This window comes from Streptomyces californicus, assembly GCF_000717645.1.
Classification (GTDB): domain Bacteria; phylum Actinomycetota; class Actinomycetes; order Streptomycetales; family Streptomycetaceae; genus Streptomyces; species Streptomyces californicus.
On sequence record NZ_JNZZ01000001.1, the window covers coordinates 114307 to 139766 of the forward strand.

Consider the following 25460-nt stretch of genomic DNA (forward strand, 5'->3'; position numbering starts at 1 on the left):
CCTTGCCCGACCAGTCAGTGCCCGCATCCGACCGGCCGGTCCCCGGCCCCCGCGCGGCGGGCGTCACGGCGCGGGCCACGGCAGACGGGCCCGGACCGCGAAGCCGCCGTCCTTCGTCGGGCCGTGCTCCAGCGCTCCCCCGGCCAGGGTGGCGCGTTCGGTGAGGCCGATGAGCCCCTGGCCGGAGCCGGGTACGCGCTCGAAGGGCTCGGTGGGAGCGGGGTTCTCCACCACGACGGTGAGTCCCTCGCCGGGGCCGCCGTCGACGGTGAGGGATACCTCGGTGCCGGGTGCGTGCTTGCGGGCGTTGGTCAGGCACTCCTGCGCGATCCGGTAGACCGTGCGGCCGGTGGCGGCGGGCGCTTCGCCGGGGTCGGTGACCCGGTTGTCGAGGGCCACCTTCATGCCCGCGAGCCGGGACTCGGCGACCAGGGCCTCCAGGGTGGCGAGAGTGGGCTGCGGCCGGTGGCCCTCGTCCGCGTCGCCGGGCCCGCGCAGGACGCCGATGATCTCCCGGAGGTCCTGGAGCGCTTCGTGGGCGCTGTCGCGGATGACGCCGGCCGCCCGGCCGACCTCGGCGGCCGGGGCGTCGGGCCGGAATTCGAGGGCGCCGGCGTGCACGCTGAGCAGGGTGAGCCGGTGGGCCAGGACGTCGTGCATCTCGCGGGCGATGGCCTCCCGGGCGAGCCGCTGGGCCTGTTCGGCGCGCAGCTCCGCCTCGGCCTCGGCGCGGTGGGCCCGTTCCCGCAGGGTGACGACGAGCTGGCGCCGGGAGCGTACGGCCATGCCCCAGCTGATCACCAGCAGGATCAGCAGGGCGCCGAAGATGACCGAGGCGAGGTAGCCGGTCGTGGGGTCGGGGCGCAGGAACGGCTGCAGCGGCACCAGGGCCAGGGCGAGCGCGCCCACGATCGCGACCGGCTTGAACGGCCGGTGGACGGCGAGGCTGAACAGGGCCACCAGCAGCGCCCCGGCGGCCACGGGCTCGACGGCGGACAGGACGGTCAGGGCGACCGCGAGGCCGACGGGCCAGCGCCGCCGGAGCCAGAGGGCGCAGCACGCGACCGCGCCGACCACCGAGTCCACGAACACGACGACGTCCGCCGTGGTCTCGTCGGCCTCGATGGTGCCGAGGGCGAGCAGACCGATGCCCGCGGCGATGAGGAAGGCGGTGATGTCGACGGCCCAGTCCCGCACGGTCCGCCGCCCCCGGAGCCGGTCGTCCGGCAGCTCGGGGTCGGCCATGGCCGAGGGGAGCAGCCAGCGGTACTCGGTGCGCGTCATATCGACAAAGTTACGCAGCTCCCGGCCGCCCGGGCGGCGTCGTGGGCCGGGCGGCGACCAAAGTCGTACGGTCCGCTACTTTCGGCGGGGCCGCGGGGACCCTCGGACGACGCGGTGGGCCCGGCCTCGGGGAGAGGCTCGGCGCATGAAGAAAATCGTCGAGACGATCGGGTTCCTGGTCTTCCTCCAGGGCGTGGGCGGGCTGCTGTACGAGTGGACGGGCTGGTTCCGGCTGTGGACGCTGGTGCGGCACATCGATTTCCTCAGCGACCGCATGCTGTTCGTCAACATCGTGCTGATCGTCGCGGGGGCGGCCGTGATGATCGCCGCGGACGCGATCAAGAGCTGACGGGGCCCGGCGGAAGGCCGTCTCCCGGAAGGTGCGGCGCCGCTCCGGAGGGCGCCCGTCCCCCGGACGCCGCGCCCCGCGCCCCGGCCGGAAAAGGAACACCTGTCGTAAGGGTCGGCATGTTCCCGGGCAACTCCCGTGGTCAGGGGCGGTCGGGCCGTCCGGAGGGGCGGGAACCGGTCCGTCGGCGACTCCGCCGATCCCTAGACTGACGCCTCGATAACTCTGAGGCACGGAGTGGTCACATGACGTCGGTAAGGGCGGACGGGCGGGTCGAGCGCGGGGAACGTACCCGGCAGCTGATCCTGGGGCGGGCGGTGCAGATCGCCTCGGTCGAAGGGCTGGAGGGCCTGTCGCTGGGGAGGCTGGCCACCGAGCTGGGGCTGAGCAAGAGCGGGGTCTTCGCGCTGTTCGGCTCGAAGGAGGGGCTCCAGCTCGCGACCGTGCGGTCGGCGGTGGCGGTCTACGTCGACCATGTGCTGCGCCCCACCCGGTCGGTGCCGCCGGGGCTCGGCCGGCTCTGGCGGATGTGCGAGGCGTGGATCGCCTACTCCCGGGACCGCGTCTTCCGCGGCGGCTGCTTCTTCTACGCGGCGACCGCCGAGTTCGACGCGCGGGGCGGCAAGGTGCACGACGCTCTGGCCTCCGCGCAGACGGGCTGGGTCACCTTCGTCGAGCAGACGATCGAGGAGGCCCGCGCCACCGGGGAGCTGGCCGAGGACACCGATGTGTGCCAGCTCGCCTTCGAGGTGATCGCCCTGCTGGAGCTGGCCAACGCGGAGTCGGTGCTGCAGAACAACAACCTCGGTTACGAGAAGGCGGCGCGGGCCATCCTGGTGCGGCTGCGGGCGGCGGCGACGGATCCCGCGCGGCTTCCCGCGTGCCTTCCGGCCCAGCCCCCCTCCCACCCCGCCTCCGCGCACCTCCCCGCCCAGCCGCCCTCGCCATGAGCCGCCCGGGCGGGCGCGGGCATCCGGGCGGTGGGCGACTCGGCGGGCCCGGGCTTCCGGACGGCAGCGGGTACCCGGGCGGGAGCGGGTACCCGGGCGGGCGTGAGCGTCCGGGCGGACGTAGGTGACCCGACGGGGGGCGTGACCGGACGGGAGCGGGTGGCCCAGCGGGCGTGGGTGTCCGATACCCGCCGGTGCGCGGGGCACGGGGCGCGTTTGCTGAGGGACGTCGTCGGAGCGACGGCATCCCGATCAGCGAGGAACCAGCCATGTCCAGCACCCTCTCCCCCGCCGTTCCCACCGGTCTCACGGGCCGGGCCGCCCTGGTCACCGGGGGCAGCCGGGGCATCGGCGCCGCGACCGCGCTCCGGCTCGCCCGGGACGGCGCGGACGTCGCCGTCACCTACGTACAGGACGAGGCAGCGGCCCACGCGGTCGTCGCAGGGATCGAGGGCTTCGGCCGCCGGGGCGTGGCCCTGCGCTGCGACGCGGCCGACGCCGGGGCCGCCGCCGACGCCGTGCACCGGGCGGCGGACGCGCTCGGCCGGCTCGACGTCCTGGTCAACAACGCGGGCATCGGCCTCCTCGCGCCGATCGGGGAGCTGACCGGGGAGCAGGTGGACCGGACGCTGACGGTGAACGTGCGGGCGGTCTTCCTCGCCTGCCGGGCCGCTGCGGAGCGGCTGGCCGACGGGGGCAGGATCGTCTCGGTGGGCACCGCCCTGACCCGGTACACGGGCGGGCCCGGATCGACCCTCTACGGGCTCAGCAAGTCCGCCCTGATCGGACTGACCAAACCGCTCGCCCGCGAGCTGGGGCCGCGCGGCATCACGGTGAACCTGGTCCAGCCCGGCCCGGTGGACACCGATCTCAACCCGGCGGACGGGCCGCTCGCCGAGGGGCAGCGGGCGGCGACCTCCCTGGGCCGGTTCGGCACGGCGGAGGAGGTCGCCTCGCTGATCGCGTACCTCGCGAGCGCCGAGGCGGGGTTCATCACCGGCACCGAGCTGGTCGTGGACGGCGGCCACGCGGCCTGAGCGGCGGGGCCGGTGACCGGGTGCCGGCCACCGCCGCCCGCCGGTGCGTGAGCGGGAAGCCCTCCGCGCCGGCGCCCCGCCCGGCACCTCGCGCCCGGCTGCCCCGTACCCGCCCCGGCCCTACGCTGGCCGGGACGGGGCAGCGACGGGAAGGACGGGACCAGCACATGTCCGGCACACCGGATCACGCGCTCAACGACGGCACGCGGCTCCCGGCGGTGGGGCTCGGCACCTACCCGCTGGACGACGCGGCGGCCGAGGAGGCCGTCGCCGGGGCCCTCGGGCTCGGCTACCGGCTCATCGACACGGCCCTCAACTACGGCAACGAGACCGGAACCGGCCGGGGCATCGCCCGCAGCGGAGTCCCCCGCGAGGAGGTCCGCCTCACCACGAAGGTGCCCGGACGCCACCACGGGTACGAGGAGACGCTCGCCTCGTTCGAGGAGTCGCGGGCCCGGCTGGGCGTCGAGTACGTCGATCTGTACCTGATCCACTGGCCGCTGCCCCGCGTCGACAAGTACGTCGACACCTGGAAGGCGATGGTCCGGCTGCGCGAGGACGGACTGGTCCGCTCGATCGGCGTCTCCAACTTCACCGCCGCGCACCTGGAGCGGCTGGAGCTGGAGACGGGCGTCCTGCCGTCCGTCAACCAGATCGAGATGCATCCGCTGCTGCCGCAGGAGGAGTTGCGGGCGGTGCACGCGGCCAAGGGCGTCCTCACGGAGAGCTGGAGCCCGCTGGCCCGGGGCCGTGAGGTGCTGGAGGACCCGACGACCGTGGCGATCGCGCGGGACCACGGGGTGACGCCCGGCCAGGTGGTGCTGCGCTGGCACACGCAGCTGGGCGCGGTGCCGATCCCGAAGTCCGCCGACCCGGGGCGGCAGCGGGAGAACCTCGACCTGTTCGGGTTCGAGCTGACGGCGCAGGAGCTGACGACCCTCTCGTCCGGGCGGCAGCGGCGGTTCGGCGGCGACCCGGAGTCCCACGAGGAGTTCTGAGCGCGGGGCACGTTCCCCGGCGCGGCGGCATTCGGCAGCGCCGCCGCGCCGGGGCCGGCGTCGTCCCCGCTCGCGCGGGGCGGCCGTCACCGCTCGCGCGGGGTGACCTCCGCCATGCGGGACCAGCCGGCGCCCTCCACCTCGACGTTGATGATCTCGGGAACGTCGGCGACCATGTCCGACATCGTCTCGATCGCCGCCTTGAAGTGGTCCGAGTTCACGTGCGCCTCGCCCGCCGCCGCGTCGGCGAACGCCTCCAGCAGGACGAACTCGTTGGGGTTCTCCACGCTGTAGGACCAGTCGAAGAAGACGTTGCCGGGCTCGCTGCGGGTGGCGACGGTGAAGTCCTCCAGACGGGGGAGCCAGTTGTCGCGCTCGTCGACGAGTGCGGTGAACTTGACGGCGATGCAGATCATGGGGGTGCTCCTGGTCGAGACGTCGGACGGTGCGGTTCACCTGCCCTTCGGGCCCGCTCCCACACCCCGGCCAGCCTGGCACACCCTCCCCCGGCGTGGCCTGCAGGACGCACCGCGATCCCCCTGCGACCGCGGTGCGCCGAGCGCGTACGGGATCAGCCGCCGAGCTCCCGGTGGCGGGCGGCCAGCGCGGCGGCGCCGTCCTCGGTGAGCGAGCCGTGGAGCCGCAGCCGGGAGATGCCGCCGTCCGGGAAGATGTCGACCCGTACGTGGGTGGCGCGGGCGGCCGCGTCGAGCACGAAGCGGTGGTCGGTGTCGGGCTGGAGCCGGGTCCGGGGCAGGATCTCGGTCCAGTCGCCGTCCTCCCCGTCCCGTACCGACAGGCTCGCCCAGCCGGCCGCGTTGCCCTTGAGGTAGGCGGTGTCGATCTCGACGGCCCGGATCTCGGACGGGGCGGCGAGGCGGTAGCTGATCCAGTCGTTGCCCCGGTCGCGCCGGCGGCGGGTCTCCCAGCCGTCGTCCATCTTGCGCGAGCGGCCGGGCTGGATGGTGTTGGTGGCCGGGGAGTAGAAGCGGTCGGAGGCGTCCTCGACCTGGCCGCCGTTCTCCAGGGCCGCCAGGTCGAACGTGCCGAGGGCGGCGAGCCAGGCGGGGTCCGGGACGACTTCGCCGTACACGCGCAGCCGGGCGATTCCGCCGTCCGGGTGCTGGTTGACCCGCAGGTGGGTGAAGCGCTGCTCGACGTCGACGGCGAAGCCGTTGGCCGCGTGGCCGCCGACCGCCGTACGGGGAACGAGCGTCGTCCACTTCACGTCGGGGGCGAGCAGGTCCTCGGGGGACGGCGCGCCGGGCAGGGCCGTCGCCTGGACGGAGACGGCCTGCGGGTAGTTGCCGCGGAAGTGGGCGGTGTCCAGGACGATGCCCCGGACGACGCCGGGTGCGCCGAGGCGGACGAGGGCCCAGTCGTGGTCGTCGGCGGTGGGGTGCGGTTCGGCGGCGCTCGCCCCGCGCCGGCGGCGGGTCTCCCAGCCGTCCATGACCTTGCCCTTGTGGCCGAAGTGCTCCGGGTCGAAGACGGCGGGCCCGGGCTTGAGCAGGTTCTCGCGCTCGGCGAAGAACTCGTCGTTGGCCGCGATGACCCCGGCCCCGAGGCAGCGGTCGGCCAGATCGACGAGGTGGGTGAAGGGGAAGTCGGCGGTGCGGTGGTCGGCGTACGGGTCGCCTCCCGCGTACGGGCGGGCATCACCGGTGAAGCGGGGTATCGCGGCGTCCGTCATGGTGGGGCGTTCCTTTCGGGGCGGTGGGCGCGTCGGGGCGGCGGGCTCGTCGGTGGTCGCGTGCGGGAGGAGCGTTCGGTGGGCCCGGTCAGCGGTCGCGTTCGAGGAGGCGGCCGGTGGGCTCGGCGAGTTCGCCGTCGGAGGCGATGCGGACCCCGCGCAGCCAGCTGGAGCGGACCACGCCGTGCAGGGTCTTCCCGGCGTAGGCGGTGACCTGGTTGCGGTGGAAGAGCTCGGCGGGGTCGACGGTGAAGGTCGCTTCGGGTGCGAGGACCGCGAAGTCGGCGTCACGGCCCGCCTCGATGGCTCCCTTGCGGGTCAGTCCCGCGAGTTCGGCGGGGGCGGCGGACATCCAGCGGACGACGTCGTCGAGGGAGTGGCCGCGGCGGCGGGCCTCGGTCCAGATGGCGGGCAGGCCGAGCTGGAGGGAGGAGATGCCGCCCCAGGCGGAGGCGAAGTCGGAGGTCTTGAGGTCGGTGGTGCACGGCGAGTGGTCGCTGACGACGCAGTCGATCGTGCCGTCGGCGAGGCCGGCCCACAGGGCGTCCTGGTTGGCGGCCTCACGGATCGGCGGGCAGCACTTGAACTCGGTCGCCCCGTCCGGGACTTCCTCGGCGGTGAGGGTGAGGAAGTGCGGGCAGGACTCGACGGTGACGCGGACGCCCTCGCGCTTCGCGGCGGCGATCAGCGGCAGCGCGTCGCTGGAGGACAGGTGCAGGACGTGGACGCGGGCGTTCAGCCGCCTGGCGTGGGCGATGAGCCCTTCGATCGCGGTGTTCTCGGCGTCGCGCGGGCGGGAGGCGAGGAAGTCGGCGTAGGCGGGGCCGGGGCGCTGCGGGGCGTCGGCCAGGTGGTGCGGGTCCTCGGCGTGCACGATGAGCAGTCCGCCGAACCCGGCGATCTCCGCCATGGAGCGGGCCAGTTGCTCCTGGTCCAGCTCGGGGAACTCCTCGACGCCGGAGGGCGAGAGGAAGCACTTGAAGCCGAAGACGCCGGCCTCGTACAGCGGGCGCAGGTCCTTGACGTTGGAGGGGATCGCGCCGCCCCAGAAGCCGGTGTCGACGTGCGCCTTGGGCCCGGCGACCCCCTGCTTGGTCCGCAGGTTCTCGACGGTGGTGGTCGGCGGGAGCGAGTTGAGCGGCATGTCCAGGAGGGTGGTGATGCCACCGGCCGCGGCGGCGCGGGTGGCGGTCCAGAACCCCTCCCACTCGGTGCGGCCGGGGTCGTTCACATGGACGTGGGTGTCGACCAGTCCGGGCAGCAGGACGTCGTCGCCGAAGTCCTCCAGCCGGGCGCCCGCGGGCACGTCGGCGTCGTACGCCAGGACCGCGTCGATCGTTCCCCCGGCGACGGCGACCGAGGCCGGGCGGGTTCCCTCGGGGGTGACGACGCGCGTCGAGCGCAGTACCAGGTTCACGTCCTGACCGGACACGCGTGCTCCTTCACTCCAGGAATTCAACGAACTGTTGAAGCTGCGGTGGAGTCTTCACGCGGGGAACGCCCTCGTCAAGACCCCTCCCCCCGGCGCGCGGGCCGCCGGAGCCCGCCACGAAGAGACCTCGCCCTCCTCCCGCCCCACGGTCACCCGGCCGCATCCGACAGGCACCCCGGGACCACTGGAGGTTTCCACAAAGTAAAAGTAGTTTTTCGAACTGCGGAACGTAGCATGGGCCAGGAGGGGCGGCGCGGAGCCGTCCGCTCCGACCGTCGGCACCCGGACAAAACAGGCCCTGACCGGCACGGACGCCGACCGGGGAGCAGTGGGCCGATCGGAAGCCGCCCGGTAGGCTGCTGCCTTGCCTTCCGCTTCGAAAGGATCGCCCACGTGCCGCCGTCCCACGCCAGCACCGCCGACTCCAAGCCCGCCGGTCCCAGCGGCGGGGTGCAGTCCCTCGAGCGCGCCTTCGATCTGCTGGAGCGGATGGCGGACGCCGGGGGCGAGGTCGGGCTGAGCGAGCTGTCCGCGAGCAGCGGGCTGCCCCTGCCGACCATCCACCGGCTGATGCGCACCCTGGTCGTCTGCGGTTACGTCCGCCAGCAGCCCAACCGCCGCTACGCGCTGGGCCCGCGCCTGATCCGGCTCGGTGAGTCCGCGTCGCGGCTGCTGGGCACCTGGGCCCGCCCCTACCTCAGCCGGCTGGTCGAGGAGACCGGCGAGACCGCGAACATGGCGCTGCTGGACGGGGACGAGATCGTGTACGTCGCCCAGGTGCCGTCCAAGCACTCCATGCGGATGTTCACCGAGGTCGGCCGCCGGGTCCTCCCCCACTCCACCGGCGTGGGCAAGGCGCTCCTCGCGCACACCCCGGCCGACGAGGTCCGCGCACTGCTCGCCCGTACGGGCATGCCGGCCGCCACGGAGAAGACGATCACCACCCCGGAGGGCTTCCTCGACGCGCTGGAGCAGGTGCGCCGGGCCGGGTACGCGGTGGACGACAACGAGCAGGAGATCGGGGTGCGGTGCCTCGCTGTCTCCGTGCCGAACTCCCCCACCTCGGCCGCGATCTCCATCTCCGGGCCGGCGGGACGGGTCACGGAGGCGGCAACGGAACGGATCGTGCCGATCCTCCAGCAGGTCGCCGGTGAGCTGTCCGACGCGCTGGCGAGCAACGGGACGAACGGGGGCTGAGGCCGCGTAGCCGGGGAGGCGGAGCATCCGGCCCTGACCGGATGCTCCGCCTCCCCGCCGCCCCACCCCGCTCCCGGCCGCCCCCGCCCTGCCCCCGGGCGGGCCCGGTCTCAGACCGGGGCCGGTGCGGTGGCCAGCCGGCCGTCGTCCATCGTGACCGTGCGGTCCATCCGGTCCAGGTGCGCCAGATCGTGCGTGACCAGCACCGTGGCGGTGGAGCGTTCCCGGGTCAGGGTCACCAGCAGGTCCAGCACGGCCGCGCCGCGCTCGTGGTCGAGCGCGCTGGTCGGCTCGTCGACCAGCAGGACGGCCGGTTCGTTCATCAGGGCCCGCGCGATGTTGATCCGCTGGCGCTGACCGCCCGAGAGCTGGTGCGGCCGCCGGTCGGCGCGGTCGGCCAGTCCGACCGCGTCCAGCAGCTCCAGGGCCCGGCGGCGGGCGGAGCGGGCCGGCCCGCCGGAGAGGTGGCGCATCACCTGGAGCTGTTCGGCGGCGGTGAGCGAGGGCAGCAGGTTGGGCTGCTGGAAGACGATGCCGATGTGCTCCCTGCGCAGGGCGGCCCGTCCGGCGCGGTGGAGGCCGGCGGTCGGCGTACCGGCCACCACGACCTCGCCCGAGTCCGGGGTGACCAGGGTGGCTGCGGCCGCGAGCAGGCTGGACTTGCCCGATCCGGACGGCCCGACGACGGCGGTCAGCGTCCCCGGCGGCACGTCCAGCGACACCCGGTCCAGGGCGGTCAGCCGCCCTTCGCCGTCCGGGTAGGTGAGGGTGACATCGGTCAGGGTGAGCGTCATCGGGCACTCCCGAGTGCGGTGAGCGGGTCGACGGCGGTGATCCGCCGGATGGACAGGGCGGCCCCTAGCGCGCCGAGGGCGATCATCACGGCGGCCGGGACGAGGACGGTCGCCGTGTCCAGGACGAACGGCACCGCTCCCCCGCCGATCAGGGCCCCGGCTCCGGCGGCGAGCGCGGTACCCGCCCCCGTACCGAGGACGAGCATGACCACGGCCTGGCCGAGCGCGTCGCGCAGGAGGTACGGGGTCGACGCGCCGAGCGCCTTCAGCACGGCCACGTCGCCGCTGCGCTGGATCGTCCAGACGGTGAAGAACGCCCCGATGACGAGTGCGGAGATGGCGAAGAGGAAGCCGCGCATCATCTGCAGGGAGCTGTTCTCCGCCTGGTAGGAGCCGATCGCGGTGAGGGAGTCGTCGAGGGTGAGCGTGCTGGTGCCCGCCGCCTCGTCCCCCGCCGCGAGGTCGGCGCCGCCGGTGGTGGTCAGGGCGATCACGGTGGCCTGTTCGGCGGGGCCCGCCCCGTCGTGGCCGATCTGCTGCCAGTCGTCGAGCGTGGTCCAGACGACGGGGGTGTGGCTGTAGGCGGCGTCCCCCGTGACGGCGGCGACCTCGCGCTCGGTCCGGCCGAGTGCGATCCGGTCCCCGGCCGACACGTCCAGTTCCTCGGCCGCCTTCTCCGACAGCACGACGCGGCCTGGCCCGGTCCCGTCCGGGCCGAGGGTGCCGTCCGGTTCGACGCCGAAGGCGGACACGGCGGCGGTCCGCTCCCCGGCGGTGGCGTTGAGCGTATGGATGCCGACCGGCTGCGCGGCCTCGACGCCGGGCCGGGCCGCCCAGGCCCGCCAGTCGTCCTCGCGGACGGTCGAGTTGGTGAACGACTCGGCCTGCCCGTCCGGGGGCGCGGCGAACGCCAGGTGGTCGGCGTCGAGCCCGGTGACGGCCGAGGTGTTCTCCCGGGCCAGACCGGCGGTGAGGCCGGACAGCAGGCCCACGAGCAGCGTGATCAGCACCACGACCGAGCCCATGAGGGCGAACCGGCCCTTGGCGAAGCGGAGGTCTCTCCATGCGACGAACATGGCTCCAGCCTCGTCGGGCCGGGGCCGGAAGACATCGCGCGGCGGACGGGCCCGGGATCAACCTTTCGATTGACCGGGGCCGGGAGGGGCGCGGCTACGCTGGACAGACCATGGATTCGCGTTCGCACACCCACGTCACGGCGGCCCTCCGGCTCTGCCTGCACGCCCTGCTGGCGGGGCTGCTGGCCCTGGTGGTGGTGCGGGCGGTGGGCGAGGGCGGGCCGCGGACGACGGCGGTCGTGGCGGTCGCGCTGCTGACGGCGGCGCTGTACGCGGCGGGGGCGCTGGTCTCCTCCGTACGCCCGGAGGACGAGGGGGCGGCATCGGTCTCCGCCGGGTCTCCAGGACGCGGGGCGGGTGCGTCGGTCTCCGCCGGGCGCCCTGAAGGCGGGGCGGGTGCGTCGGCTTCCGCCGTACGGCGGGGTGGCCGGGACAGGGCCCTGTTCGCTCCGGTGCGGCCCGGCAGCCGGGCCGGGGCGTGGTGGCTGGGCGCGTTGTGGGCGCTGTGGGCGGTGCTGCTGGTCCTGTCGCCGGACGCCCTGTGGATCGCCTTCCCGCTCTACTTCCTCCAGCTCCACTTCCTGCCGATGCGCTGGGCGCTGCCCGCCGTCGTGGTCACCGCGGCCGCCGCGATCACCAGCTTCGTCGTGCACCGGCAGGAGATCGCGCCGGGGGCGTTCATCGGCCCTCTGATCGGCGCGGCCGTCGCCGTCGCCACGGTCCTCGGGTACGACGCCCTGTTCCGGGAGAGCGAGCGGCGGCGGGAGCTGATCGTGGAGCTCGTCGCCACCCGCGCCGACCTGGCGGAGGCGGAACGTACCGCCGGGACCCTCGCCGAGCGCGAACGCCTCGCCCGGGAGATCCACGACACCCTCGCGCAGGGGCTGTCCAGCATCCAGTTGCTGCTGCGGGCCGCCGAGCGGTCGCTGCCCGAGGACGCTCCGGCCGCCGGGCACGTGCGGGCGGCCCGCGAGGCCGCGCAGGCCAATCTCGCCGAGGCCCGGTCCTTCGTCCGCGCGCTGACACCGCCGGATCTGGAGCACGGTTCGCTGGCCGGCGCCCTGGAGCGGCTCTGCGCCCGGACGACCGCGCCGGGCCTGACCGTGCGGTTCGCGGTCAGCGGGACCCCGGTGGAGCTGCCGACCCCGTACGAGGTGGCGTTGCTGCGGACCGCGCAGTCGGCGCTGGCCAACACGGTGCGCCATGCGGGGGCCGGCCGGGCGGAGATCACGCTGAGCTTCATGGACACCTCCGTGGCGCTGGACGTGGTGGATGACGGGCGGGGCTTCGACCCGTCCGCCGCCCCGGTCCACGAACGCGGCGACGGAGGCTTCGGGCTGCCCGCCATGCGGGCGCGGGCGGGGTCCCTCGGCGGTGCGCTGAGCGTCGAGTCGGCGCCGGGCCAGGGCACGGCGGTGGCGGTCACGCTGCCGCTGCCCGTCGCGGAAGCCGGTACGGGAACGGGGACAGGCGGGGGAACGGGAGCGAACGTGGACACGGAAGCGGGGCGTGCGGCGTGAGCGGGAAGGCGATCCGGCTGCTGCTGGCGGACGATCATCCGGTGGTACGGGCGGGGCTGCGCGCGGTCCTGGACACCGAGCCGGACTTCGAGGTCGCCGGTGAGGCCGCCACCGCCGAGGGGGCCGTCTCGCTGGCGGCGGCGGGCGGCTTCGACGTGGTCCTGATGGACCTCCAGTTCGGTGCGGGCCTGCACGGCTCGGAGGCCACGGCGACGATCACCGCCGTGCCGGACGGCCCCCGGGTCCTCATCCTCACCACCTACGACTCCGACGCGGACATCCTGGCGGCCGTCGAGGCGGGCGCCAGCGGCTATCTGCTCAAGGACGCGCCGCCGCAGGAGCTGGCGGCCGCGGTGCGCACCGCGGCGGCGGGCCGCTCGGCGCTCGCGCCCTCGGTGGCGCACCGGCTGATGGACCGGATGCGCACCCCCGCCGAGGCGCTGACCCGGCGGGAGCTGGAGGTGCTGCAGCTGGTCGGTGAGGGGCTGTCGAACCTGCAGATCAGTAAGCGGCTGTTCCTGAGCCAGGCCACGGTCAAGTCCCACCTGGTGCACATCTACGCCAAGCTGGGCGTCGACTCCCGTACGTCGGCGGTGGCCGCGGCCACGGCGCGCCGGCTCATCCGCCGCTGAGCCGGCGGAGTCCGCACTCCGGCGCGGAAGAGCGGTGCGGGCCGGGCGCACCTCCGTACCGGCGAAGCCCGGGCGACACCGCCGGGGCGACGGGCGCGGGACGGCGACCGCCGACGCACGAGGAGACCCCGCGTGGATGTCACCCGCCGACGACGCACGAGGAGACCCCGCATGGATGTCACCCACCGACGCACGGGGAGACCCCGCGCGGGTGTCAACCGCCGACGCACCGGCAGGCGCGGGGCGTCACCCGCGCGGGGGCTCCCCGAAGAGGTCGACCGCGTTGCGCACCTCGCGGAGGGCTGCGGCCAGGGCGCTCACCGAGCCGATCGCCCCCGCGATCAGCAGCAGCGAGCGGCGCATCCGGGGGATCTCCGGCACTCCGCTGACCGCCATGGCGTCCAGAGCCGCGAGCTCGTCCTCGGCGATCGGGCGGTCCGGGAACTCGGCCCGGAGCCCGGCCAGCTCCCTGCGGAGCCGGGAGACGGCCATGCGCAGCTCGGCCACTCTCGGATCCTCGACGCTTCCGGTCAGCCTCTTCCGCCCCACGCTTCGCAACACAGCATTCCCCCTCGCACGTCACGGCGCCGCTGTGACCCCCGCACCCGGGCTGTGGCCAAGTCACCGGGTTCGTCCGCAAGTTAACGCCATGACAGGCTGTGTGCGCCAGCCCACGCAAAGAAATCAGGGTTACCCCGGAGAGTGACATGCGTGTCGCGTGTGCGAACGGCTCGGTGGTATCCAGGCCCCATGGCTACGGAGACGACGACGAGCACGGACCAGGACCGGGCAGCCGGCACGGAGAACCCCAAGGTCGCGGGGGTGGTGCTGGCCGCGGGCGGGGGGCGGCGGCTCGGCGGCCGCCCCAAGGCGCTGCTGCGGCACCGGGGCCGCCCGCTGATCGAACACGCGGTCCGCTCCCTGCGCAACGGCGGTTGCGGACCGCTCCACGTGGTGCTCGGCGCCTCGGCGGACGAGGTGCGGGCCCGGACGGACCTGAGGGGCTGCGCCGTGAGCGTGAACCCGGCGTGGGAGGAGGGCATGGGCTCCTCGCTGCGGCTGGGGCTCGCCGCCCTGAGCGCGGCGGACGCGGACGCGGCGCTCGTCCTCCTGGTCGACCAGCCGGGCATCGGCGCCGAGGCGGTGGCGCGGGTACGGCTGGCGTACCGCTCACGGACGAGCCTGGCGGCCGCCTCGTACGACGGGGAGCGGGGCCATCCGGTGCTGTTCGGCTCGGACCGGTGGCGGGACATCGCGGCGGCGGCCGTCGGCGACCGGGGCGCGCGGACGTATCTGCGGGAGCACCGGGACGCGATCACGCTCGTGGAGTGCGGGGACGTGGCGGAGGCGTACGACATCGACACGGAAGCGGACCTCGGGCGCCTGGAGTGAGCGGCGCCGGGCCAGCGGCCCGGGGCCGGCGGCCCGGGGCCGGCGGCCCGGGGCCGGCGGCCCGGGGCCGGCGGCCCGGGGCCGGCGGCCCGGGGCCGGCGCGTCCGCGTGGGGACGCCCGCCCCGGCCGCGCGGGCCCCGGCACGCCGCCCCTCGCGCACGGGCGCCCCGGAACTCGCGCCGGTCCGCCCGCGCCGCCCGGCCGCCGACCCGGCACGTCGGCGGTCCACCCCGCCCGAAGGTCCGCCCTCGACGGTCCGTGGCCGTCCCGGCACGCTGCGCCGCCTGGGGGCCGTTTCTGTCGAACCGGAGAATCTCGACATCAACAAATCATTGAACTTCCACCATGAGGAAACTAGTATCCACTGATCAGAAGCCATCTGAACCTCAGACGGCACCCACGGCCGTATCTCGGAGCCATGGCACGCCGTGCCGTCTCAGGCGACCCGGCGGCCGGTGAGAGGCCGCCGCCCGCTGAAGGAGTGACAGCTCATGTCCGCACCAGCGCCGTCCACGCTGGCCATCGTCGATGCCGAGCCCCTGCCCCGGCAGGAAGAGGTCCTGACCGACGCGGCCCTCGCGTTCGTGGCCGAACTGCACCGGCAGTTCACCCCGCGCCGCAATGAGCTGCTCGCCCGTCGCGGTGAGCGCCGCGCCGAGATCGCCCGCACCTCCACGCTGGACTTCCTGCCCGAGACGGCGGCGGTTCGCGCGGACGACTCCTGGAAGGTCGCGCCCGCCCCGGCGGCTCTGAGCGACCGCCGGGTGGAGATCACCGGTCCGACCGACCGCAAGATGACCATCAACGCCCTGAACTCGGGCGCGAAGGTCTGGCTCGCCGACTTCGAGGACGCGTCCGCCCCCACGTGGGAGAACGTCGTCCTCGGCCAGCTCAACCTCACCGACGCCTACGAGCGCCGCATCGACTTCACCGACCCGAAGTCCGGCAAGTCCTACGCCCTCAAGGCCGCCGACGAGCTGGCCACCGTCGTGATGCGCCCGCGCGGCTGGCACCTGGAGGAGCGCCACCTCCAGCTCGACGGCGTCTCCGTGCCCGGCGCGCTGGTCGACTTCGGCCTCTACTTCTTCCACAACGCGCAGCGCCTGATCGATCTCGGCAAGGGCCCGTACTTCTACCTGCCGAAGACCGAGTCGCACCTGGAGGCCCGCCTCTGGAACGACATCTTCGTCTTCGCCCAGGACTACGTCGGCGTCCCGCAGGGCACGGTCCGCGCGACGGTCCTGATCGAGACCATCACCGCCGCGTACGAGATGGAGGAGATCCTCTACGAACTGCGCGACCACGCCTCCGGATTGAACGCGGGCCGCTGGGACTACCTCTTCTCCATCGTCAAGAACTTCCGTGACGGCGGCGCCAAGTTCGTCCTGCCGGACCGCAACGCGGTGACGATGACCGCCCCGTTCATGCGGGCGTACACCGAACTCCTGGTCCGCACCTGCCACAAGCGCGGTGCGCACGCGATCGGCGGCATGGCGGCCTTCATCCCCTCGCGGCGCGACGCCGAGGTCAACAAGGTGGCCTTCGAGAAGGTCAAGGCCGATAAGGACCGCGAGGCCGCCGACGGCTTCGACGGCTCCTGGGTCGCCCACCCGGACCTGGTCCCGATCGCGTTGGCCTCCTTCGACGCGGTGCTCGGCGAGAAGCCCAACCAGAAGGACCGGCTCCGCGAGGACGTCTCGGTGGCGGCGGGCGACCTGATCGCCATCGACACCCTCGACGCGAAGCCCACCTACGACGGTCTGCGCAACGCCGTCGCGGTCGGGATCCGCTACATCGAGGCGTGGCTGCGGGGCCTGGGCGCCGTCGCCATCTTCAACCTGATGGAGGACGCGGCGACCGCCGAGATCTCCCGCTCGCAGATCTGGCAGTGGATCAACGCGGACGTGGTCTTCGAGAACGGCGAGCACGCCACGGCGGAGCTGGCCCGCAAGGTCGCCGCCGAGGAACTGGCCGCGATCCGCGAGGAGATCGGCGAGGAGACCTTCACCGCCGGCAAGTGGCAGCAGGCCCACGACCTCCTGCTCCAGGTCTCCCTGGACCAGGACTACGCGGACTTCCTGACCCTGCCCGCGTACGAGCAGCTGCGCTGACCACGCCCGACGAACCCCGCCGCCCCGACACCGCACAGCGCCGGGGCGGCGGCCGCGCGCGGCCCCGACTCCCGGCGCCTGCCCGATCCCTCGGGCGAAAGCCCCGGTCGCGCCGTCACTTGCCCAGCTCCGCGGCCCTCTCGGCGCGGCGGGCGAACACCGCCTCCCGGGCTTCCGCCATCTCGCTCAGGGCCGTCCGGCGCTCCCGGCGGGCGAGCCGGTCCAGATAGAGGCGCCCGTTGAGATGGTCCGTCTCGTGCTGGAGGCACCGGGCGAAGTAGCCCCGCCCCTCGATCACCAGCGGCTCGCCGGTCCGGTCCCGGCCGCGTACGACGGCCCGGTCCGGGCGGGACACCACCCGGTAGGGGCCCGGCACGGACAGGCACCCCTCGGACTCCTCGACCAGCCTGCGCTGTTCGGCCGGGATCTCGTCCAGGACCGGGTTCACGACGTGTCCCACGTGGCGTACGCCCCAGTCGTCGGTGATGTCCCACACGAACACCCGCAGACCCTCCCCGATCTGGTTGGCGGCGAGTCCCGCACCCCCCGCCACCCTGTTCGTGGCGAACATGTCGTCGACGAGCCGGGCGAGTTCCGGTGTGCCGAACGCGGTGACCTCCTCGCAGCGGCGCCGCAGCACGTCTTCGCCGACCACGGTGATCCGGTGCACCGCACCCCGTTCGGCCTCCGGCACGACCTGCGGGTAGGAGTCGACCGGCCGCCCCTGGACACGGGTCCGGCGGTCCTGCGAAGAGCTGTCGAACCGAACAGCCATGAAGTACCCACACCTTTCACCGTGGCGAGCGCGCGTCCGAAACGCACGCTCCGGCCCGACGCACCTGTTGTGACGCCTCGGCCGAGCGCACCCGCGCCTTGACCGAATGCTTTGCAAAGTAGCACCCTTTGCAAAGTGAGTGATGAGAAACGTCCAACGACGTCCGCCCGCAGCACCCTCCCCGACCACCCCGTACGCGTCGCCCTGCTCGACCTCCTGGCCGAGACGGGCACCATCACGTCCACCCAGGCCGCCCACCGCCTCGGGCACAGCTCCGGCCTCTGCTCGTTCCACCTGCGCCAACTCGCCAAGCACGGACTCGTGGAGGAGGCCCCGCACCGCGGGGGGCGGCAACGGCCATGGCGGCTGCGCTGGGAATCCGCGCCCGGGACGCCCGAAGCCGCTCGGCAACGGCCCACGCCGTTCGACGACCTCGCGCGCGGGCTGGAGGACGAGAGCTACCGGCGCTGGCAGGAGAACCGCGCACTGGCGCCGGACGCGTGGCGACGCGAGGAGTCCTTCAGCGCGGTGGTCCACCTCACTCCCGAGGAGATGTCCGAAGTGGCCGACGCCGTACGCCGGTTGCTGGACCCGTACCGCGAGCGCGACGACCGGCCCGCCGCCCGCCCGGCGGGGTCCATGGCGGTGGCCACGATCACGCGGATGTTCCCCCTGCTGCCCGAGCACACCGACAACGACACGGACAAGGACGGGAGTTGAACCACACGATCAGTAGGGTGATCCCGCCATCGGTGTGCGTCGCAGCCGGACCGGATCCGGGTCGCGCCGGGGCTGCGGTGAACCGACGCGAACGGGGGCGCGATGACAGAGGTGGGAGCGGCCGAGGACGCGGCGCACCGCATCCTTCGGCAGGTCGAGAGGGCGGACGGCGACCCCGGGGCCATGGCCTGGTTCGCCGGGCCGGAGGCGGGACGGGCGGCCGACGACGTGCGCGCGGGCATCGCCGCGTCCGGCGGAGACCTCTGGGGCCTGGGAGTCCTGGCGCTCGGCTACGCCGACCTCTTCCGCTACGTCGCGTCCGGCGGGGCCGACCGGACCGCGCTCGCCACCGCCCTGTTCGGGTTCGCCACGGTCCGCGAGCAGGACCCGGACCAGGTGCCGCCCGGACTGCGCCCGCTCTACGCCACGCTGGCGGGCGAACCGGACGGCGCCGCCACCGCGCCCCGCGCGGCGTACGACGCGGGCGTGGGGATGATGGCGGTCTTCCAGCAGAGCCGCGATCCCGAGGCCCTGCGCGGGGCCGAGGCCCTGTTGCGTCATGCCGCCGGAGCGGTCTCCCCCGGCAGCGCCGAGCAGGGCGTCTGCCTGTCGGACCTCGGTCTCGTGCTCTTCTACGGCTTCCAGGACGGCGCCGGGCGGCAGGCGCTCGACGACGCGGTCGCCGCCGGGCGCGCCGCCGTGGCCTGCGCCCCGGGCGACCCGGACGAACAGGCCCGCAGGTACGGCAACTTCGGTCATGTCCTGCGCAACTCGGCGGATGCGACCGGGGACATGGAGACGCTCGGCGAGGCGGTCGCCGCGCTGCGGAGGGCCGTGGAACTCTCCACGGCGGACACCCCCCTGAGCGCGTACCACCGGGCCACCCTCGGTTCCGTGCTGTGCCTGGCCGCCGACCGGCAGGACGAACCGGCCCTGCGCACCGAGGGGATCGCGCTGCTGCGCACCGCGCTCGCGGAGCCGGGCGGCGTCGTGGCCGACCCCGCCGCGCTCCTGTCCGATCTGGGGGTCGCCCTCTTCGCCGAAGCGGCCGAGGTCATGCGGGACGACCAGCGCACCGGGCTCGCCGAGGAGGGGATCGCCGCCTGCCGGAGGGCGGCGGACACCGCGCCCAGCGCCTTCGAGCGCGCCGCGTACCTTGCCAACCTCACGCTGCTGCTGACCGGGTTCGCCCGTCATACCGAGCGCCCCGACCTGCTCGACGAGGCGATCGCCGTCGCCCGTGGGGCCCTCGAAACCGTTCCCGCCGGCCATCCGGTGCGCGCCCAGGCCCACTTCGCGCTCTCGCAGGCGCTGAGCGCCCGGCACTCGGCCCGCGACTCCCCGGCCGACCTGGACGAGGCGATCGACCAGGCCCGCCTCGCCGCGCGGTCAGGTCCCGCCGACGACGTGTCCCGCCGGGTCATGATCGCCACCCATCTCGCGGAGTGCCTCTGGAAGCGCGCGGCCTGGAGCACCGGGTACCGCCACGCTCCGGTGGGCTCCGGCGCGTTCGAGGCCCCGGTCGCCCTGCTGCGGGATCTCGCCGGGCAGGTGTCCGCCCGCTCCGCCGAACGGGCGCGCGTCCTGTGGGCGTTGGGCCGCTGCCTCCTCCTCCCGGGTGACCCCGACGGTGCCGAGGAGGCCGCCGACTGCTTCCGCAAGTGCCTCGTCCTGCCCGCGCCCAGCAGCGACTTCGCGGCCGGCGCGCGCTTCGCCCTGGGGGCGGCGCTGGCCCGGTGCGCCGGGGCGGACGCCGAGCGGTGGCGCGGCGGCGTCGAAGAGATGCTCCGGGGCCTGGAACAGCTCCGAGCCGACGGGCCGGACTACTGGGACTGCCGCACCGAGTACGCCGAAGCCCTCATGGAGCGGGCCGACCGGACGGGCGAAACCGGTCTGTACGAGGAAGCGGTGGTCCTGTTCCGCGACGGGCTCGGACGGGCTCCGCTCTCCCGCGCCCAGGACGCCGTACGCCGCTCGAACATCGGCTTCGGGCTGATGAACATCGTGACGCACACGGGCCGGGTCGAGCTGATCGACGAGGCGGTGGCCGCCCACCGGGAGGCCGTCGACCGGTCGGAGCCGGGAGACCGCTTCGCCACCCACCTGCTTCTCGGTCTCGGCGAAGCGCTGGTGACGTGCGGGGAGTTCCGTTCGGACACGGCCGCGTTGGAGGAGGGCATCACGGTGCTGCGCCGCGCCGTCGCCGCGTCCGACGCCGCCACCTTCGGTGGCGCCGACTGCCGGACGGCGCTGGGTGACGCCCTGCGCAACCTCGCCCGGCTCTCCACCGATCCCGCGTCACTGGAGGAGTCCGTGCGCTGCCACCGGGAGGCGGTCGCCATGGCGTCGGGACCGCCCTCGCCCGGGGCCCTGCTCGGCCTCGGCAACAGCCTGGGGGCGCTGTACCACCGCAGCCGTGACACGCGGCACGCGGACGAGGCGGAGCGCCACTACGAAACCGCACTGGCCTCGCCGGGACCGGTGGCGTACGGCCTTCGCGGTGCCGTCCTCACCGGACTCGGCTTCGTCCGGTGGCTCCGGGCCGTCGGGAGCGGGGACGAGGCACTCCGGGACCGGGCCGTCGCCGCACTGCGCGAGGCGGTCGACCGGTCGCCCAGGCTGCGGGCCGGGATGGCGCTCACCAACCTGGGCAGCGCCCTCATGGACCGGGGGCTGGCCTCCGGCAGCCGGGCCTGGCTGGCCGAGGCGGTGACGGTGCTCCGCCGCGCGCTGGACGACAGCCCGCCGGCGGCGGTGGAACGGACGCTGCACCTCAACAACCTCGCGGAGGCGCTGCGCTGCTGGTACGAGACCGTGGGCGACCCGGCCGCCGCCGATGAGGCCGCCGTACTGCTGCGGGCGGCGATGGCCGTACCGCAGGGCGACCGCGGCGGCACCGACCTGGCCGGGGTCAACCTGGGCGCCCTGCTGATCAACAGGGCGCTCCTGGAGGCGGATCCGCGACTCGCGGACGAGGCCCGGCGGGTCCTCGAAGACGCGGTCGCCCGGTTCGGGCCGGGCCATCCGTCGCGTCCTCACGCCCTGCAGAAACTCGCCTCCGCCTGGGTGATCTGCGCGCACCTGGCGGAGGAGCGCGCCGGGGCGGCTGCCCTGCGGGCGCTCCGGAACGCGGAGGCCGCGGCGCTGGACTCCCTTGCGGCGACCTCCCACGGCCACGGGCTGCACGGCGTCTCGCAGATGCTGCTGTCGACGGTACGGCTGGCGCGGGCGGCGCTCGGGGAACCGGTGGACCTGGCGGAGGTGGCCCGCCTCGCCCGTACCTGCGCGCGCGCCCCGGACACGCATCTCGGCGTCCGGATCCGGGCCGCCCGCGCCTGGGGCGTGGCCGCGGCGAACGGCGGGGACCGTGCGGAGGGGCTGGAGGGGTGTGCGTACGCCGTCGGCCTCTTGCCCCTGATGGCGCCGCGCAGCCTCGCGCGCGCGGACCAGGAGGCGCGGCTGCAGGTCAGCGAGGGCCTGGCGAGTGACGCGGCCGCACTGGCGATCGAGGCGGGGGACGCGGGACGCGCGCTCGCCCTGCTCGAACAGGGACGCGGCGTGCTGCTGGCCCAGGGGCTGGACGACCGGACCGACGTGTCGCGGCTGCGGGCTCTGGCTCCCGGTCTCGCGGCGGAGTTCGAGCGGATACGGGACCGGCTGAGCGAACCGCCGCGCGCCACCTCGGTCGTGGGCACGGGGCCGGGCGGCCCGCTGACCCCGTTCGACGGGGCACACGAGGCGGCGGTGGTCGCCGAGGACAGGCTCTCCCTGACCCGCCGCTGGGAGCGGCTCCTGGACGAGATCCGGACATCGCCGGGGCTCGACGGCTTCCTGCGGCCGCCCTCCGTACCGGAGCTGGTCGCCGCCGCGGCCGAGGGCCCGGTCGTCGTCGTCAACGTCAGCCGCTTCCGGTGCGACGCTCTCGTCGTGACCGCCGACGCCGGGATCGACGTGGTCCCCCTGCCCGGCCTCACCCTGCGGGACGTCGACGCGTGGGCGGCGGAGTACGTCGAGGGGGTCGGCACGGCGTACGGGAGGAACGGGGTGGACGAGGCCGTCGCCATGATGCGCCGGCTCTCCGGAATCCTGGGCAGGCTCTGGGCCACCGTGGCCGCGCCCGTACTGGAGCGCCTCGGCCTGGACGCCGCCCCGCGTGAGGGCGCTCCGTGGCACCGCGTGTGGTGGTGCCCCACCGGGCGGCTGTCCTTCCTCCCGCTGCACGCCGCGGGCCGGGGCGCGGCGGACTCCGGCGACTGGGTGCTCGACCGTGCCGTCTGCTCGTACACGCCCACCGTGCGCGCCCTGGCCCGTGCCCGCGACGGTCTGGCCGCCGGCGAGCGGGGCGGGCGGGCCTCCACAGGCCGGGGCGGTCCCGTCCCCGGCGGTCGCGGGCGTCCCGCACCGCTGGTCGTGGCCCTGGAGGAGACACCGGGGGCCGCACCCCTGCCGGGCGTCGCACGGGAGGCGGCGGTGCTCCGGGAGCTGTTCCCCGAGGGGAGGCTGCTGTCCGGGCCCGAGGCCACGGTGGCGGCGGTCGGCCGGGCCCTGGAGGCGCACCCGTGGGTCCACTTCAGCTGCCACGGCGTCAGCGAGCTCCTCGACCCGTCACGGAGCGGTCTGATCCTGTACGACGGGCGGCTCACCGTCTCCGACGCGGCGGCCCGGCGCCCGGGGTCCCCGGAGCTGGCGGTGCTGTCCGCCTGCTCGGCGGCGCAGGGCGGGATCAGGATCCCGGACGAGGCGGTCCAACTGGCGTCCTCCTTCCAACTGGCGGGCTATCCGCATGTGATCGGCACCCTGTGGCCCGTCGCGGACAAGCTGGCGACGCGGCTGACCGAGGAGTTCTACACGACGCTCGCGGCAGACCTCGACCGCGGGCGGGCCCTCGACCCGGCCACGGCCCTGCACCACCCGGTCCGGGCCCTGCGCGACCGCTACGCGCAGGCCCCGCACCTGTGGGCGGCGCACATCCACACGGGACCGTGAGGTGCGCGGAAGGCACAGCTGCCCCGTCGACAACCCTGCGGCCACTACATCTGGTCGCCGCGCTCCTCGAACCACTCCCGCGCGCCCGGGTTGAGCCGTGCGCGCGGTCCGGGCTTCGGGTCGTGGTAGGCCGCGTACGCCTCCGCGAACCACTCCTCCGGTGTGGAGAACTGGTAGTTGGACACGGCGTGCTGTTCCCGTTCGGCCCGCAGATAGCTGACCCACTGCCCGTAGTGGTCGACGTGGTACGTCCGGTTCCCGATCGCGAGCGTGTCCCCGCCGCCGTTCGTGAGCGTCCACGGCTGCGCGAGGGCGAGCCGTCCGAACTCGACGACGCGGGCGAGCCGGGTCCTGAACTGGTCGTCCTGGTCGGGGAAGCCGTCGGCGAGGTTCGTCAGGCGTTCCGGAGCGGCCCTGGCCCCCTCCGGATCCAGGGCCACCTCGACCGAATCGATGAGAGACATGTGATAGCGGTCCGTGACGTCCAGTTGGTCGCCGAGCCCCGCCTCGGTCAGGATCGCCAGCGCTACCTGCCGCGCGCTGCCGTAGGCCTCCCAGCCCCCGAACCGGGCTTCGTGCTTCAGGTTCTGCGCCCAGCCCGACTGCTTGTCGACGGAGTGGCCGATCTCGTGCCGGAGCGTCCACTTCACCAGGTTGCCGTTGGCCAGCACGTCCGACGTGCCGCCCATGACCTGACGCTTCTCCCCGGCGATGCCCAGGGCCTTGTCCCCGGCCTCGCTGATCCCCTCGTAGTCGGCCATCGCCCCCTTGTCCATCAGGGAACGCTGCCAGGACGCGGCCCGGTTCAGTTCCGTGTAGAGCCAGGAGGGCATGCCGAACGGGCTGACCATGGTGATGCTCCGGTCGTCCCCGTCGTACAGGCTGGCCGCGCTCTCCGTGTCGGCACCGGCGGGCTGGATCGCCACCAACTCCGGGTTGTCCCTGACGTCCTGGGTCGGCAGGCTGCCCAAGACCCCGTCGATCCGATTGAGCATGGAGTGGCTGAAATGATCGTTCGGCCGGTCGTCCGGCGGCCCGATGCGGATTCCGTACTTGGCACTGAGCGCCGTCTCCCGCTCGGCGGCTCCGGTGTTCGCCACCAGCCCGCCGAGGCCGTACCCGCCGGTGTTCCGGTGCGTCATCTGGATCACGACGGCGTTCCCGACGGTCCGCTGCAACGCCATGGCCCGCGCCGCCCGTTCCTCGTGCCGCTCCGTCCGCGCCCGCGGAACGGCACGCGCCCCGTCCGTCTCCGCTTCCCGCCGTGCGTGCATGGTTCTCCTGCCTCGGATTGGTCCAGCGTCCCTCTCCCAGCATTCACCGTCTGCGGGGTGCGCGGGGAGAGACGGGAGGGCAGACCTGGGGGGTGACGGGGGCAGGTTCCGGAAGGTCCTCTCCGCTCTCCGCCCTGGTGGCGTTCCCGCCGTTTCCCCGGCTCGACGCGTACAGAGGCATCCGGGCCCCCGCCCGTACTCAGGGTCCTTCCGGATCGGTGGATCCCTGGGTGGTCGGCGCCTCCGCGCCCATCGCCGTGCCGGATGGGCCGGGCGGCAACTCGTCCGGCTCGGCCATCAGGTCGGTGGGCCGGTAGGTCTTGGTGAAGGAGAACTCCGCGACGAGTTCCGCCAGTTCGGCGTCGCTCCCCGCCCCGTGCTCTCCGCCGTCCCCCGGCCGCGCTCTCTCCGTCATCGGTCACTCACTCCCTCCGGCCGCTGACGCCGCGGGCGGCAGCAGCACCTCCAGTACATCCACGTCGGCCGCCCGCACGTACACGCCGGCCGTACCGGGCACCCTGCCGAGGAAGGTGCCGTCGGGTCCCATCCGGTACTGCGCCTGCAGATAGAGGTCGCCCGGCTGCGGGTACGCCGAGACCGCCGACCGCGAGCCGAGCCAACCGCCCACCCACAGGCCGTTCTTGAGCCGTACGCGGACGAAGCAGGAGCCCCGGTCCTGGAAGAGGGCGTCCCACGCGGTCGGCGTCGGTTCGTACCGTGCCCGGGCGCGCCGCCGCCACCACGACGCCTCCGCCCAGGCCAGCGCGGCGGGCGCGGCGACGATCAGCAGCAGCGCGGCGAGCCCGGCCTCGCGGGGCTGCCGCAGCACACCGGCCATCGGGCCCTCCCCTCCCCCGGCGAGCAGCCGCACCAACCAGGGCCCCGCTACCACCGCGTAGACGAAGTCGAGGAGGGCGCCCGCCGCGATGGCGCGGACCAGCCGGTTCTGCGGCTCCTGCTCGCTGGCCAGGGAACCGCGCAACCGCTCCCGCACCGCCTGGTAGAAGAATCCGGGCAGCACGAGGATCAGCAGAATCGTCAACTGCCCGACTGTTCCCGGGACCATCGTGGTGCCGCCCCCCGTGCTCGTCGCCTCGGCGCGGTCGGCCTCGCCGTCGCCGTCGCCGTCGCCGTCGCCGTCGCCCAAGGATGACGTACGGCCCCCGGTACGCCCAAGCCCCTCAGCTCCCGGCCGTCCCCCTTTTCGGCCGTGCCGTCCCGCCCCTCGGCGCCGCGCCG

Annotated in this window: 22 protein-coding genes; 11 read left to right on the plus strand and 11 right to left on the minus strand. The window is 74.2% G+C overall.

The features are described 5' to 3' along the window. Positions 1–63 precede the first annotated feature (63 nt). Positions 64–1284 carry a sensor histidine kinase gene (locus IF19_RS0100510; RefSeq protein ID WP_030112576.1) on the minus strand — a complete coding sequence of 407 codons (1221 nt, stop codon included), beginning with the start codon at positions 1282–1284 and terminating at the stop codon, positions 64–66. Between the two features lie 145 nt (positions 1285–1429). Between IF19_RS0100510 and IF19_RS0100515 the strand changes: the two genes are divergently transcribed. The 4 genes from IF19_RS0100515 to IF19_RS0100530 all read left to right on the plus strand — a co-directional run bounded on the left by IF19_RS0100515 (position 1430) and on the right by IF19_RS0100530 (position 4618). After that, positions 1430–1633, plus strand: a complete 204-nt coding sequence (locus IF19_RS0100515) for a hypothetical protein (protein WP_030112577.1) — start codon at positions 1430–1432, stop codon at positions 1631–1633. Positions 1634–1878: 245 nt separating this feature from the next. Then, positions 1879–2583, plus strand: a complete 705-nt coding sequence (locus IF19_RS0100520) for a TetR/AcrR family transcriptional regulator (protein ID WP_050490813.1) — start codon at positions 1879–1881, stop codon at positions 2581–2583. Positions 2584–2852: 269 nt separating this feature from the next. Next, on the plus strand, positions 2853–3620 hold the full coding sequence (locus IF19_RS0100525) for an SDR family NAD(P)-dependent oxidoreductase (protein ID WP_030119919.1): 768 nt from the start codon (positions 2853–2855) through the stop codon (positions 3618–3620). Between the two features lie 167 nt (positions 3621–3787). After that, positions 3788–4618 carry an aldo/keto reductase gene (locus tag IF19_RS0100530; RefSeq protein WP_030112581.1) on the plus strand — a complete coding sequence of 277 codons (831 nt, stop codon included), beginning with the start codon at positions 3788–3790 and terminating at the stop codon, positions 4616–4618. Positions 4619–4704: 86 nt separating this feature from the next. On the opposite strand, the gene IF19_RS0100535 is transcribed toward IF19_RS0100530, so the two are convergent. The 3 genes from IF19_RS0100535 to allB all read right to left on the minus strand — a co-directional run bounded on the left by IF19_RS0100535 (position 4705) and on the right by allB (position 7743). Beyond that, entirely contained in the window at positions 4705–5034 is a 330-nt protein-coding gene (locus IF19_RS0100535; RefSeq protein WP_030112582.1) for a putative quinol monooxygenase, read from the minus strand. 155 nt (positions 5035–5189) lie between these two features. Continuing rightward, positions 5190–6311 (minus strand): allantoicase, encoded by a 1122-nt coding sequence (gene alc / locus IF19_RS0100540; protein WP_030112583.1) that lies wholly within the window; start codon positions 6309–6311, stop codon positions 5190–5192. An 88-nt stretch (positions 6312–6399) separates the two neighbouring features. Then, positions 6400–7743: an allantoinase AllB gene (gene allB, locus IF19_RS0100545; RefSeq protein WP_030112584.1), complete on the minus strand. Its 1344-nt coding sequence runs from the start codon at positions 7741–7743 to the stop codon at positions 6400–6402. A 393-nt stretch (positions 7744–8136) separates the two neighbouring features. Here allB and IF19_RS0100550 point away from each other — a divergent pair, with 393 nt between their 5' ends. Next, positions 8137–8940: an IclR family transcriptional regulator gene (locus IF19_RS0100550; RefSeq protein WP_030112585.1), complete on the plus strand. Its 804-nt coding sequence runs from the start codon at positions 8137–8139 to the stop codon at positions 8938–8940. 110 nt (positions 8941–9050) lie between these two features. Here the strand turns inward: IF19_RS0100550 and IF19_RS0100555 are convergent, their stop codons facing one another. Together IF19_RS0100555 and IF19_RS0100560 are read right to left on the minus strand one after the other, a co-directional pair. Continuing rightward, the gene (locus IF19_RS0100555; protein ID WP_030112586.1) at positions 9051–9734 is read right to left on the minus strand and encodes an ABC transporter ATP-binding protein; all 684 of its coding nucleotides are present in this window, start codon (positions 9732–9734) and stop codon (positions 9051–9053) included. Next, complete coding sequence (locus IF19_RS0100560; protein ID WP_030277386.1) at positions 9731–10810, minus strand: ABC transporter permease; 1080 nt, start codon at positions 10808–10810, stop codon at positions 9731–9733. Before IF19_RS0100560 ends, IF19_RS0100555 begins: the two co-directional genes overlap by 4 nt. A 110-nt stretch (positions 10811–10920) precedes the next feature. Here IF19_RS0100560 and IF19_RS0100565 point away from each other — a divergent pair, with 110 nt between their 5' ends. Together IF19_RS0100565 and IF19_RS0100570 are read left to right on the plus strand one after the other, a co-directional pair. Next, entirely contained in the window at positions 10921–12330 is a 1410-nt protein-coding gene (locus IF19_RS0100565) for a sensor histidine kinase (RefSeq protein ID WP_078580385.1), read from the plus strand. Further along, positions 12327–12962 (plus strand): response regulator, encoded by a 636-nt coding sequence (locus tag IF19_RS0100570; RefSeq protein ID WP_030277384.1) that lies wholly within the window; start codon positions 12327–12329, stop codon positions 12960–12962. The genes IF19_RS0100565 and IF19_RS0100570 overlap by 4 nt, the downstream gene beginning before the upstream one ends. 246 nt (positions 12963–13208) lie before the next feature. On the opposite strand, the gene IF19_RS0100575 is transcribed toward IF19_RS0100570, so the two are convergent. Continuing rightward, positions 13209–13511 (minus strand): DUF5955 family protein, encoded by a 303-nt coding sequence (locus IF19_RS0100575; protein ID WP_030724398.1) that lies wholly within the window; start codon positions 13509–13511, stop codon positions 13209–13211. A gap of 201 nt (positions 13512–13712) precedes the next feature. Between IF19_RS0100575 and IF19_RS0100580 the strand changes: the two genes are divergently transcribed. Continuing rightward, positions 13713–14354 carry a nucleotidyltransferase family protein gene (locus IF19_RS0100580; RefSeq protein WP_172674285.1) on the plus strand — a complete coding sequence of 214 codons (642 nt, stop codon included), beginning with the start codon at positions 13713–13715 and terminating at the stop codon, positions 14352–14354. Positions 14355–14846: 492 nt separating this feature from the next. Continuing rightward, complete coding sequence (aceB, locus tag IF19_RS0100585) at positions 14847–16466, plus strand: malate synthase A (RefSeq protein WP_030187680.1); 1620 nt, start codon at positions 14847–14849, stop codon at positions 16464–16466. Positions 16467–16581: 115 nt separating this feature from the next. Here the strand turns inward: aceB and def are convergent, their stop codons facing one another. Further along, positions 16582–17241, minus strand: coding sequence for a peptide deformylase (gene def, locus IF19_RS0100590; protein ID WP_030118799.1), 660 nt, complete (start codon positions 17239–17241; stop codon positions 16582–16584). A gap of 135 nt (positions 17242–17376) precedes the next feature. Here def and IF19_RS0100595 point away from each other — a divergent pair, with 135 nt between their 5' ends. Both IF19_RS0100595 and IF19_RS0100600 read left to right on the plus strand, forming a co-directional pair. Continuing rightward, a complete protein-coding gene (locus IF19_RS0100595) occupies positions 17377–17961 on the plus strand; it encodes a winged helix-turn-helix domain-containing protein (protein ID WP_032748217.1) in 585 nt (194 codons plus the stop codon). Positions 17962–18063: 102 nt separating this feature from the next. Further along, the gene (locus IF19_RS0100600; RefSeq protein ID WP_030119909.1) at positions 18064–22947 is read left to right on the plus strand and encodes a CHAT domain-containing protein; all 4884 of its coding nucleotides are present in this window, start codon (positions 18064–18066) and stop codon (positions 22945–22947) included. Positions 22948–22991: 44 nt separating this feature from the next. Here IF19_RS0100600 and IF19_RS0100605 read toward each other — a convergent pair whose 3' ends face one another. From IF19_RS0100605 to IF19_RS0100615, 3 genes are all read right to left on the minus strand, one after another. After that, positions 22992–24221, minus strand: a complete 1230-nt coding sequence (locus IF19_RS0100605) for a hypothetical protein (protein WP_030118795.1) — start codon at positions 24219–24221, stop codon at positions 22992–22994. A 199-nt stretch (positions 24222–24420) separates the two neighbouring features. Continuing rightward, positions 24421–24636, minus strand: a complete 216-nt coding sequence (locus tag IF19_RS0100610) for a hypothetical protein (RefSeq protein ID WP_030118794.1) — start codon at positions 24634–24636, stop codon at positions 24421–24423. A 3-nt stretch (positions 24637–24639) separates the two neighbouring features. Beyond that, positions 24640–25368, minus strand: coding sequence for a DUF6338 family protein (locus IF19_RS0100615; RefSeq protein WP_234310421.1), 729 nt, complete (start codon positions 25366–25368; stop codon positions 24640–24642). Between the last annotated feature and the right edge of the window lie 92 nt (positions 25369–25460).